Source organism: Galbibacter sp. PAP.153 (assembly GCF_037029175.1).
GTDB classification, from domain to species: Bacteria; Bacteroidota; Bacteroidia; order Flavobacteriales; family Flavobacteriaceae; genus Galbibacter; species Galbibacter pacificus.
The window spans coordinates 77,867-91,402 of record NZ_JAZEUN010000005.1; the positions used below are offsets into that span (position 1 = coordinate 77,867).

Here is a 13,536-nt window from a genome sequence, read left to right on the forward strand (position 1 = left end):
GATGCCCGCAATTGCGGGCATCTTTATTTTTTTACTTTCAACAAAAAACCTTTGTTGTGTACATTTTCAATTACTATCCTTGGATCTTTGCTTAAATACTTCCGCAGGTGCGATATAAATACGTTTAAACTTTTGCGGTTAAAATAATCGTTCTCGCCCCAGATACTTGTTAATATGTCCTTATGAAGCGACAATTCGTTTTTTCTTCTCCATAAAAACAACAGCAGTTCGCTTTCCCTTGATGTTAACGAAATTATTTCGTCTTTATATTTTAATTCTTGGGTAGCAGGGTTAAAAAGATATCCTCCCAATATTATTTCTTCCTGTAGGGAGGTGTTTGTGCCAATATTTAACCTGTTTAACAAAGCTTCTACCCTAACCACCAATTCTTCTTCGTCTATCGGTTTTTTCAAATAATCGACCGCTCCAAGCGAAAACCCTTTGAGCACGTCTATTTTAAGGGACCGGGCAGATAAAAACATGAATGGTATGGACGAATAGAGGTCACGGATTTTTTCCGCCAAGGTAAAACCATCCATTTCAGGCATCATAACATCCAGTATTATGAGATCAAAGACTTCTTTTTTTAGTATTTCCAAAGCCTCAATACCGTTGGTTGCCCATACTATTTGAAAATCCTTCATCTTTAAATATTCGGTCAACAAATACCCTAACGAACTATCGTCTTCCACCAATAATAGCTTTCTCATTTATTTTTCTTTTTTTGCATTGGTAATTTAATGGTAACGGTTGTTCCTTTACCAATTGTACTTTCTAATAAAACTTTTCCTTTGTGCAGTTTTACAATTTCTTTTACATAGCTCAGCCCTAAACCATATCCCCGCACTTTTTGTATGTCGCCGGATGAAACCCTGTGATATTTTTTAAAAACGTGTTTTAAATTGGTTTCGTCTATCCCTATTCCCTTATCGGTTACCGCAATATACAAATAACCGCCTGCAACATGCGCCTTTAGATTGATTGTTGGGTTGTCCTCTGAATATTTTTTGGCATTATCCAGTAAATTATTGACCACATTTTCAAGATGGCTCGGTTCGCAATAAATGGTATAAGGGCCGTCCTGCAATTCATACTTAAATTGTATACCCTCTATGGAAGATAATCTGGAGAAGGACATGGCCAAATGCTCCAGTGTAGGATAAAAATCCTGAAGTTTAAGCTTTATAACTCCCTTTTTGTTCTCTATACCGGCCAGATCAAGCACTTTTTCAATATGACTTTTAAGCTTTTCGTTTTGTTCCCTAACAATGGTTATAATTGGTGCGGTTTCTTGTGTGACCTTGTCTTCAAGCAGTTTGGCCGCCAAGCCTATGGAAAACACCGGGGTTTTAAGCTCATGTGTTAAGTTATTAATAAACTCGTTTGTGGTTGTAATTACATTTCGTTGCCAGTACATGGAACGCAATACCCAAATAACCACTAAAATAATGGCTATTATAAATATTAAGCTCGGTATGGTCAACCCGTTTAATTGAGATAGAAAATAACTGTTTACGTCTTCAAATTGTAATTCCAAGATTAATCGTTGGCCAATACTATCTGGCAAATATCCATTGAGCACAATGGGAAACTTAAGGCCTTCCCTATTGGCCAAGTTATAGATGGGCGATGTTAAATACACCGTACTGTCGTTTTTGTACAGCCTGTATTGGAAAGATGTTTTAATTCCCCGTTGCAACAAACGGTCCACCAAAAAATCATTTAAAAAATGACTCGAAGCGTCTTGCAAGCTATCTATACTTAATTTAAAATGAGAAGTATCTTTTGTAATGGCCTGTTGCATTAAAAAAGTAAGCTCGTTTTGCGTGCTTAAATCCGATTTAATAGTTTGTATGGATTGTCCAATTTTTGTATTGAACTGTACCTTGGCCAAGTTTAGTCCCACTTTTAAGTACTGATATTGTATAAAGGCCAAACCTATCACCGAGACGATAAAAATAATGATATATCCTTTTTTATAGTTTAGCATATTGCTTCTAATTAACTAAAAAATTAGCTTTCCAAACACTTGTTATCCTTTTATTAATAAAATTAACCTTTTATTAATCCTTTTCGCTTATCGTTAATTAAAACCTAAACAAGTAGGTATTATATTAGCAGTGTTCAAAATAGTTTTAAAAATTCTTCATTACAATTAAAAGTATAAAAAAGCTAACTTATGGGTTAGCTTTTTTATATAAATGCTTATGAAAAGTGAAATATAAAATCCAAAAGGTGGTGGGATTAAAAAGTATAATAAAAAATAATGGCCGTAAGAATTATATGTTTTCTTATAATAGCGATGCTATTTTCCTGCTCCAAGGAAAAGAAGCTTTTCATGGCTGTTCCAGCAAGTAAAACCGGCATTGAATTTAAAAACAAACTAACCAACTCCCCCAACCTAAATATTCTTAATTATTTATATTATTACAACGGTGCCGGTATTGCTGCTGGTGATTTTAACAATGATGGATGGGTCGACCTCTATTTTACTTCGAACCAAACAGAAGACAAACTTTTTCTAAATAAAACCGGATTTAAATTTGAAGACATTACCGATAGGGCCGGAATAAAAAATCCTGACAACTGGACAACTGGCGTTACCACAGTAGATATTAATAATGATGGCTGGCTTGATATTTACATTTGCCGGGTAAGTGAGCTCTCCAAACAAAAAAAACACAACCTCCTTTATGTTAACCAAGGGAATAACAGAAATGGAATTCCCACCTTTAAGGAACTATCGCATATTTACAATCTTGATATTTCAAGTTATGCAACGCAAGCTACCTTTTTTGATTATGATTTAGACGGCGACCTGGATATGTATTTGCTCAATCATTCGGTACATCCCAATAGAATGTATGGAAACGGTAAAAAGAGAAATGCCATAGATAGTCTATATGGCGATAAATTGTTCCGAAATGATAATGGGACCTATCAAGATGTTTCTAAAAAAACAGGTATTTATCAAGGAAGTATTGGTTATGGGCTCGGCGTGGCCATTTCTGATATTAACAACGACGGGTATCCTGATATTTATGTGGGAAACGATTTTTTCGAGAATGACTATTTGTACATTAATCAAAAAGACGGTACATATAAAGAAATAATTGCTTCGGATGAAACAAAACTCGGGCATACCACGCACTTTTCAATGGGGAATGATATTGCCGACGTGAATAACGATGGTTTAACAGATATTGTTTCGGTAGATATGCTTCCAGAAGACCTTAAAGGCTATAAAACATCGGGGTCTGAATACAACTACCAAATATACAGCAACTATTTAAAAAACGGATATGCGCCCCAGTTTATGCAAAATGCGCTTCATTTTAACAATGGCAACAACCGTTTTACCGAAACAGCCTTTTCAAGCGGCCTGGCAGCTACCGAATGGTCCTGGTCTCCTTTAATAGCCGATTTGGACAACGACGGTTATAAAGATGTATATATAACAAATGGTATTTTGGGGGCTACCAACGATATGGATTTTATTAGTTTCATTGCAAACGAAAAAATTCAAAAACGCCTTGGAAAGGGAATGACCGAAGAAGATATGGAATTCATCAATGAGATCCCCAAAAAACACGTAGCCAATTATTTTTTTAAAAATAACCGAAATCAAACCTTTACCAATGCCACCAAGGATTGGAACGACCCCATTCCATCATATAGTAACGGTAGTGTATATGCCGATCTTGACAATGACGGGGATTTAGATTTAGCAGTAAACAATGTCAATGAAAATGCTTTCCTGCTACAAAACAACTCAATGGAGATGTTGGCCCATAATTTTATAAAAATTAAATTTAAAGGAAATGACAAAAACCTAAACGGTATTGGAAGCAAGGTTAAAGTCTACGCAGATTCGCTAACTATTGTAAATGAAAACTACACATCCAGAGGGTTTATGTCGGCTACTGCGCCAGAAATGCTAATCGGGCTGGGAAAACACAACATAGATTCGTTGGTTGTAGTATGGAACGATGGAAAATTTGAAAAAAAAACCAATCTTGCCCTCAACTCGTCCATAATACTCGATTATAAAAATGCCAAAGGCAATTATTACCAAGAAAGCAAAAGCCCTGACATTTTCGTTAAGAACAGCAAACGTTCGTTAAATTTTAAACACAAAGATCAAACATCAATAGAGTTTAACCGCGACCCATTAGTTCCTTTTGCTAATACCAATCAAGGTCCAAAAACGGCCATTGGTGACATTAATAACGATGGCTTGGACGACATATTTATTGGCGGGGCAAAGATGCAGGCTTCTGCCCTTTTTACACAGCAAGAAAATGGTTCTTTTACAGAAATTCAACCAGATTTATTTGCAAAAGATGCCAAAAGTGAAGCTATTGACAATATTTTTTTTGATGCCAACAACGACGGCAACCTAGACCTTTTAGTTGTAAATGGTGGAAATGAATTTGCATCTGGCACGCCGCTAGAACCACTACTCTATTTTAATAACAATGGTGTTTTTGAAAAAGATACGCTACAATTTAAAAATACATTCATAAATGCCTCCATGGTAAAAGCTGTTGATCTTGACAATGATGGGGATTTAGATATATGCATTGCCTCCAACGGAAAGCCGCGGACTTTTGGAGAGACTTCAAAACAATATATTTTTCAGAATAACGGAAAAGGTGTTTTTAAAGACATTACACCTACATTCGCACCCGATTTTGAAACCCTTGGAAATGTTCAGGATATTGAATGGACAGACTTAAACTACGATGATCTACCCGATGCAATTGTTGCCGGATATTGGATGCCCATTTCTATATTTATAAACGACGGAAAAAGGCTTAGGTTTCAAGAAAACAACTTAGAAAATACCAATGGCTGGTGGAATAGTGTAATAGCATCCGATTTTGACAATGATGGGGATATTGATATAATGGCAGGAAACTGGGGGCTCAACACCCGTTTAAAAGCATCAAAGAAAAACCCTGTTACGCTCTACATTAATGATTTTGACGATAATGGAAAGACCGACCCCGTTGTAACTTATTTCTATCAGGGAGAAGAAACCACTTTTTCATCAAAAGACGAACTTGTAAAGCAAATGCCCATGCTAAACAAGAAGTTTCTTTCGTATACCGATTTTGCAAATGCACGGTTTTCTGAGTTGCTTCCGCAGGAAAAAATAAAGAATACCCCTAAGAAAAAGGTATTCGAATTGGCTTCCATGTATTTTGAAAATAAAGGAAACGCCACATTCCTGGCAACAAAACTGCCATTTATGGCCCAAACCTCTTGCGTGTTCGATATATTAAACGACGATTTTAACAATGATGGTTTTGAAGATGTTATTTTGATTGGGAACAACTACGAAATAAGTACCCAACTAGGAAGACTCGATGCTTTACATGGTTTAATATTATTAAATGATCCCCATGGATTTTTTAAAGTGCAACAACCGCAGCAGTTTAATGTTTCGGGCCCCGCAAGGAGTATTAAAAAAATAACAATCGGCAACAAACCATATTACATTGCTACCATAAACAATGGCAAACCAATCTTTCTAACTAAAGCAACAGCACCATGAAAAGAATAATTTTAGGATTAAGCCTGATTTCTATCATTTATTCTTGTAACAAAAACCCGAAACAAGAAAATGATAACGTTAAAAAAAAGGAGACTCTTTTTTCCTTGGTTCCCAATGAAGAAAGCGGTATAGATTTTATAAACGAAATTGAAAATCAAAAAAATTTCAACATTTTTAAATATAGGAATTTCTATAACGGCGGCGGGGTTGCCATAGGCGATATTAATAACGATAGCCTGCCCGATATATACTTAACTGCCAATATGGGTAAAAACAAACTGTTTATTAACAAAGGTAATTTTAAATTTGAAGACATTACCGATAAAGCAGGAGTTGGCGGGAATAAACCGTGGTCTACAGGCGTTACCATGGTCGACATCAATAGCGATGGCTACTTGGATATATATGTGGCCAATGCCGGGAACATGGAAGGGAACAACCACGATAACGACCTCTATATTAACAACGGCGATCTAACCTTTACAGAACAGGCCGATGCCTATAATTTGGCAAAAAGTGGATTTACAACACATGCCGTATTTTTTGATTATGACAAAGATGGTGATTTAGATGCCTATATTTTAAACAACAGTAATATCCCCGTAAGTAGTTTGGGATATGCCGAACAACGGGAAGTAAGGGCGCAGGACTGGGAAGGTGTTCCGGATATTTTTAAGGGTGTTGGCGATATGCTCCTTAGAAACGACAATGGAAAATATGTGGACGTAAGTGAAAAAGCCGGTATTTACGGAAGCCTGATAGGTTTTGGGCTAGGTGTTATGATAAGTGATATTAACCAAGATACTTATCCAGACATTTATGTTTCGAACGATTTTTACGAAAGAGATTACCTTTATATCAACAACCATGATGGAACCTTTAGGGAAGAAATACAAAAATGGACTTCGCATTTAAGCCTTTCTTCCATGGGCGTGGATATGTCGGATATTAACAATGATGGGCTTGCCGATATTTTTATTACCGACATGCTTCCCGAAGGAGACCAGAGAACTAAAACCGTAACAGAATTTGAAGGCTATGATATTTTTAGGCTCAAACAAAGAAAGGATTTCTCGCAACAATTCATGCAGAACACGCTTCAAATAAACAATGGAAACGAATCTTTTTCTGAAACAGCATATTTTAGCGGCATTGCCAAAACAGACTGGAGCTGGGGAGGTGTTTTATTCGATATGGATAATGACGGTTACCGAGACATCTATGTGGCCAATGGTATAAACCACGATCTAACCGATATTGATTTTGTAAACTTTTTTGCGAACGAAATTATACAAAAAATGGCGCTTACCGGGAAAAAACAGGCCATTGATTCCATTATTGACAAAATGCCTGTAAAACCAATTCCCAACTATGCCTATAAAAACAACCAAGACTTAACTTTTAAAGATAAAACAGAAGAATGGGGCTTTAATACCCCCAGCATGTCCAACGGTGTTGCTTATGGAGACCTGGATAATGACGGAGATCTGGATATTGTTGTTAATAATGTTAACATGCAGGCATTTGTATATAAAAACAATAGCGATAAATTAAAAGAAAACAACTATATTAAATTACGGTTCAAAGGAGATAATTCTAACATATTTGCCATTGGTGCCTCCGCCAAATTGTATATCCAGGACAAAACCATACTTTATGAGCATATTCCTTACCGGGGTTTTCAATCTTCTATGGATTATACCGCCACCTTGGGAGTTGGCAAGGCCCAAAAAATAGATTCCTTACGTATTATTTGGCCCAATGGCACCACAGAAAAACTAACTCAATTGGCCGTTAATAAGGTCATTAACTTAAAACAAGCCAATGCTAGCGAAAAATACAATCCTAAAAAATATGCTCCAAAACAAACCCTTTTAACAGAAGTCAATACAAAAGCGCTTAACCCACATAAAGAAGACAATTTTGTAGATTTTGATTATGAAGGTCTTATTGGTAAAATGACTTCCCAAGAAGGCCCAGCGGTTGCCGTGGGTGATATTGACAATGATGGAAATGAAGATATTTATATCGGCGGGGCAAAAAACCAGTCGGGGGCATTATATATTAACAAGGGAAATGGTAAATTATATAAAATAGACCAGAATGCTTTTGATAATGATAAAAACTTAGAAGATACCTATGCCGTTTTCTTTGATATTGATAATGATGATGACCTCGATTTAATGGTAGGAACGGGCGGTAATGAAGAAGCCGATGCCACAAATTATAAAGCAAGGGTTTATTTTAACGACGGAAAGGGAAACTTCGCTAAAAGCGAACAAAATATTCCCGCAACCCTTCATAATATTTCTGTAATTGCACCCTACGATTTTGATGCCGACGGCGATACCGACATTTTTATAGGCTCGCGCAGTGTCCCGGGAATTTACGGCATAGACCCAAAGCACCTGCTCTTGGAAAATCAAGACGATGGTACTTTTAAAGATGTTACCGAAAGTAAGGCTTACGACCTAAAAAATGTTGGTATGGCAACCGATGCCAAATGGGTCGATATGGATGGCGATACTATAAAAGACCTTGTAATTGTTGGCGACTGGATGTCTCCAAAAGTGCTCTTTAATTCTGGCAGGCGCCTTGCGCTTGAAAGCACGCAACTGGACAATTACAGTGGTTGGTGGAACGCCATTGAAAGTGCCGATATTGATAATGACGGGGATCTAGATTTAATATTGGGCAATCAAGGAAGCAATATTGCCTATAAAGCTTCTGCTGATGCACCCATGAAAATGTTTATCAACGATTACGACAATAACGGTACCATTGAACAAATAGTAACGCGTTCCATCAACGGGAAGGATATGCCCATTCACATGAAAAAAGAATTGACCAAACAATTGTCTTCCTTAAAAAAGCAAAATCTAAAAGCTTCGGAATATTCAAAAAAATCCATTCAGGAACTTTTTTCCACAGAGGTGTTCAACAATTCCATTGTAAAAGAAGTCAATACCATAGAATCCATAGTGGCCGTTAATAAAGGAAACGACGAATACGATATAAAAATACTGCCAAGCCAAGTGCAGTTTTCGTGTGTGTGCGATATTTATTGCAATGACATAAATAATGATGGCAACCTAGATTTAATCATGGCCGGTAATAATTACGAGTTTAAACCGCAATTTTCCCGCTTGGACGCTAATTATGGCAGTGTTCTTCTAGGCGATGGCCAAGGAGATTTTGAATGGCAAAACTACAACACCTCGGGCATGTTTGTAAAAGGCGAAGTAAAAAACATTAAACGTTTTCAAGATGCCTCTGGCAAAACTTACATTTTGCTCGGTATTAACAATCAGCAACCAAAAATCTTTAAAGTAAATGAAATCCATGAATAAATTTCCTGTCTTCATATTGGCTTTATTACTGGTTGTCTCTTGTAAAAATGAAGGGGATTTATTTAGCAATCCTGCTCCCGACAACACAGGCATTGACTTTATAAACCAAGTTACTCCCACCAAAGAGTTAAATATCCTTGATTATTTATATTTCTACAACGGCGGCGGTGTTGCCATTGGCGACATTAATAACGATGGGCTTCCCGATGTGTTTTTCTCTGGTAACCAAGTAAAAAACAAATTATACCTCAACAAAGGGAACCTAAAGTTTGAAGACATTTCCACATCTGCTAAAATCGGCGGGGAAAGCACATGGAATACAGGAGCCATAATGGGCGACGTGAATGGCGATGGCCTGCTCGATATTTATGTATGTGCAGTTGTTGGCATAAACGGATTTAGGGGGCATAACGAATTGTATATTAACAATGGTGATTTAACCTTTACCGAAAGTGCACGAAAATATGGCCTCGATTTTGACTCTTACAGTTCTTCGGCGGCATTTCTAGATTATGACCAAGATGGAGATTTGGACCTTTACTTACTTAACCATGCCGTGCACACGCAGGAATCGTATGGTAAGGCCGATTTAAGGTACAAAAGAAATTATGCCACCGGCGATAAATTAATGAGAAACGACAATGGTACATTTACCGACGTAAGTGAAGAAGCCGGAATTTATGGCGGTGTTAACGGTTATGGATTGGGGTTGGCGGTATCCGACTTTAACCAAGATGGATTACCCGATATTTACGTAGGAAACGATTTTCATGAAGACGATTATTATTACCTGAACAATGGCGACGGAACTTTTACCGAAAGCCTTAAAAAGCATTTTGGCCACACAAGTAGGTTTTCCATGGGCAATGACGTGGCCGATATTAACCACGATGGTTTTCCGGACATCCTTTCCCTGGATATGCTCCCCGATGACGAAACGGTATTAAAGTCTTCTGCCGGGGACGAAAATGTACAGATGCTTAAAATGCGTACCGAAAAACTTGGTTACCATTATCAATACACCAGAAACATGCTGCAAATAAATCAAGAAGGCGAAAATTATGCCGAAACTGCTTTAATGAGCGGCATTGCGGCCACCGATTGGAGCTGGAGTGCCTTGTTTGCCGATTTTAATGAAGATGGGAAGCAAGACCTGTTTATTTCCAATGGAATACCAAAAAGGCCCAATGATCTTGATTTTATAAAATTTGCTTCAAACGAGCAGATTCGTAAAAAACTGGACAACACAAAATTGGTCGATCAAAAAGCAATCAACCTGATGCCTTCCGGAGCATACCATAATTTTATTTTTGAAGGCCAAAAAGACCTTCAGTTTAAAGACCAATCGGGAAAATGGATTGTAAAAGACACACTAATTTCTGGGGCCACGGCCATGGGAGACCTGGATAACGATGGCGACATCGACATAATTACCAACAACATTGATCAACCTGCCGGGATTTATATCAATAAAACAAACGATAACGGAAATTACATAAAGCTAAAATTCAACTACAAAAAACCCAATAGTTTTGGCATTGGCACAAAAGTGTTTTCTTTTCAAAATGGCCATATGCAATATCGGGAACTGTATACCGTACGGGGTTTTCAAGCTTCATCAGAGCCTATTGTGCATTTTGGGTACAGCAACAAAAACAATATAGATTCGCTATGGGTTGTCTGGCCCGACAAAACCTACCAAACACTTAAAAATGTGACCAAAAATCAAACTTTAGTGGTTTCACCTGAAAATAACAAACAACATTTTGCCTTTAACAAATTACTTACAGACAAGCCGTCTTTCTTTACAAAAACAGATGGCAATTTGGGCATTGATTTTAAACACGAAGAAGATAATTATATAGATTTTTTAAGACAAAAACTTATCCCGTACCAAATTTCAGACCGTGGTCCGGGCACGGCCGTTGGCGACCTTAACGGAGACGGAAAAGAAGACATTTTCTTTGGAAGCTCTAAATTTAAACCTGCAACTATATATATGCAAACCGATAGTGGTTTTGTAAAAAATACGCCCAATATTATTAAAAACGATTCTGTTACCGAAGTTGTTACTGCTTTTATTGCCGACCTGAACGGCGATAAAAAAAACGATTTGTTTACTGGTACCGGCGGCGGCGATTTTTATGCTAAAATGGAGCCCCTGAAAAACATTTTATACCTTGGCAGAGACTCCACCATGATAAAAGGCGTGTTACCGGAACAATTTGAGAATGTTTCAGTGGCAAAACCCTTTGATTTTGATGGCGATGGCGATTTGGACATCTTTCTGGGCAGCAATGCGGTTTCTTATGATTTTGGCGCCATTCCAAATTCTTTCCTTCTTATAAATGAAGGCAACAGCTTTTCGGTTATGGAAAATCCTTCCCTACAAAAAGCGGGAATGGTTACCGATGCCATTTGGAGCGATTTTGACGAAGATGGAAAAAAAGACCTAATTGTAGTTGGCGAGTGGATGCCCCCTAAGTTTTATAAAAATATGGGAAACAATTTTGAAGAGGTATTCCCTTTGGAAGAAAAGCTCCACGGTTTATGGCAGGGCATTACGGAATTTGACATGGACAACGATGGCGACATGGATTACATATTGGGCAATTGGGGCACCAATTCCAAGTTCAAGGCCAGTAAGGAATATCCTTTAAAAATGTATTATGCTGATTTTGACAAGAACAAGCGTACCGAAACCATTGTTGCAGCTGAAAAAGATGGCAAGTATTATACAATAGCCAATATGGACGAACTCTCTGAACAATTGGTGTCTTTAATGCGAAAAAAATTTACCACCTATAAAGATTTTGCGGGAAAGAGCCTGGAAGAAGTATTCGACAAAGGATTACTGGACAACGCTACCCTTTTAGAAGTGCATAACTTGCAATCGGGTTGGCTGGAAAACAATAAAGGAAACTTTACCTTCCGTCCGTTTACAAATAAATTGCAACTCTCCCCCATAACAACTTTTGCCACTGCCGATGTAAATGCCGATGGAGAAAACGAAGTTATTGCCGCAGGAAATTATTTCGGCACAAAGCCATATCATGGCAGGTTCGATGCCTTTCCGGGAGCCATTATTTACAACGATAAACACGTAGAACTTTCGTTGCATGCAGGCCTGGACCTATCTAGCAAAGCAGTTACGGCATTGAACATACTAAGCATAAACAATGAGGCTTATTTATTGGTTACCGTTAACGATAAGAAAGCTGAACTATACAAATTAAAAACCAACAAAAAGTAAACAGATGAAACGTATTTTTCTTTCATTTCTATGCATCATTTCATTGGTAATATTGGCTTCGTGCAACAAAGAAGAAAAACCAATCGAAATTACTTCAGAAAACATGCATCAAGCAATAGACAAAGTTGTTGAAGTAATGATACACGATATTTTCTCGCCCGTGGTAGTGAGCAGGATTTTTGTCTATCCAGACATTGCCGCATACGAAATTATGGCGCTCGACGATCCGAATTACAATTCCCTTGCCGGAAAACTCAATGGTTTAAAATCCATTCCAAAACCCCAAAACACCGAGCATGTTAATTATCGGGTAGCTGCATTGATTGCCCATTTAGAACTAAGCAAATCTTTAATCTTTTCAGAAGACCGTATTTCCAGTTATCAGGATAGTTTGTATACCTCATGGAAAAAAGTCAATGGAACAGAGTTTGAAACTTCAAAAAAATATGCCATGGATGTGGTTTCTTTTATGAAAGCATGGATGGATAAAGACAATTACAAACAAACGCGCACCATGCCCAAGTTTACGGTCGATACTGACGACCCCTCTAGGTGGCAGCCCACGCCCCCTGCATATATGGACGGCATTGAGCCACACTGGGACAAAATAAGGACCTTGGTTATAGATTCTGCTTCTCAATTTAAACCTATTCCACCGCCAGAATTTTCTTTGGATAAGGATAGCAAGTTTTTTAAAGAAGCAAAAGAAGTGTATGACGTTGGAAATAGAATAACCCAAGAAGGCGATACTTCTGATGGTGTGGCCATTGCGCAGTTTTGGGACTGTAACCCATATGTATCCGTTACCAAAGGCCATTTAATGTTTGCCACCAAAAAAATTACCCCCGGGGCACATTGGATAGGCATTACAAAAATTGCCTGTAGAAAAGCGAAAACCAACTTTAACGAAACGGTATTTGCTTATACCAAAACAGCCATTGCCATTTTTGATGGATTTATAAGTTGTTGGGACGAAAAATACAGGAGTAATTTAATACGCCCGGAAACAGTTATCAACTTGTATATAGACGAAAACTGGAAACCTATTTTACAAACACCGCCTTTTCCCGAGTATACCAGTGGACATTCGGTGGTTTCTGGTGCTGCGGCCAAAACGCTGACTTCAATTTTTGGGGATAATTTTTCTTTTGACGATGATACTGAAACTCCATATGGCATTCCCATAAGATCTTTTCCTTCTTTTAATAAAGCGGCCGATGAAGCTGCAATGAGCAGGATGTATGGCGGTATTCATTACAGGGCGGCCATTGAGGTTGGCATTGACCAAGGCAGGAACATGGCCGGGTATATATTAAACAAGTTAAGCGATATGAGCAATGAGAAAATTGCCCTAAATAAATAAAACCGGAAAC

At 37.8% G+C, this 13,536-nt stretch carries 6 protein-coding genes; 4 read left to right on the forward strand and 2 right to left on the reverse strand.

Translation table 11 applies throughout. The annotated features are described in order from the left end of the window. Window positions 1–23: 23 nt before the first annotated feature. On the reverse strand, window positions 24–710 hold the full coding sequence (locus tag UXI14_RS03920) for a response regulator transcription factor (protein WP_335964946.1): 687 nt from the start codon (window positions 708–710) through the stop codon (window positions 24–26). Next, complete coding sequence (locus tag UXI14_RS03925; RefSeq protein WP_335964947.1) at window positions 707–1,990, reverse strand: HAMP domain-containing sensor histidine kinase; 1,284 nt, start codon at window positions 1,988–1,990, stop codon at window positions 707–709. Before UXI14_RS03925 ends, UXI14_RS03920 begins: the two co-directional genes overlap by 4 nt. A 348-nt stretch (window positions 1,991–2,338) precedes the next feature. Between UXI14_RS03925 and UXI14_RS03930 the strand changes: the two genes are divergently transcribed. The 4 genes from UXI14_RS03930 to UXI14_RS03945 are packed head-to-tail and all read left to right on the forward strand — an operon-like array spanning window position 2,339 to window position 13,526. Continuing rightward, the gene (locus UXI14_RS03930; protein ID WP_335964948.1) at window positions 2,339–5,560 is read left to right on the forward strand and encodes a VCBS repeat-containing protein; all 3,222 of its coding nucleotides are present in this window, start codon (window positions 2,339–2,341) and stop codon (window positions 5,558–5,560) included. Then, complete coding sequence (locus UXI14_RS03935; protein ID WP_335964949.1) at window positions 5,557–8,910, forward strand: FG-GAP-like repeat-containing protein; 3,354 nt, start codon at window positions 5,557–5,559, stop codon at window positions 8,908–8,910. Before UXI14_RS03930 ends, UXI14_RS03935 begins: the two co-directional genes overlap by 4 nt. After that, window positions 8,903–12,163 carry a VCBS repeat-containing protein gene (locus UXI14_RS03940; RefSeq protein WP_335964950.1) on the forward strand — a complete coding sequence of 1,087 codons (3,261 nt, stop codon included), beginning with the start codon at window positions 8,903–8,905 and terminating at the stop codon, window positions 12,161–12,163. Before UXI14_RS03935 ends, UXI14_RS03940 begins: the two co-directional genes overlap by 8 nt. 4 nt (window positions 12,164–12,167) lie before the next feature. Continuing rightward, complete coding sequence (locus UXI14_RS03945) at window positions 12,168–13,526, forward strand: vanadium-dependent haloperoxidase (protein ID WP_335964951.1); 1,359 nt, start codon at window positions 12,168–12,170, stop codon at window positions 13,524–13,526. The last annotated feature ends 10 nt before the right edge of the window (window positions 13,527–13,536 follow it).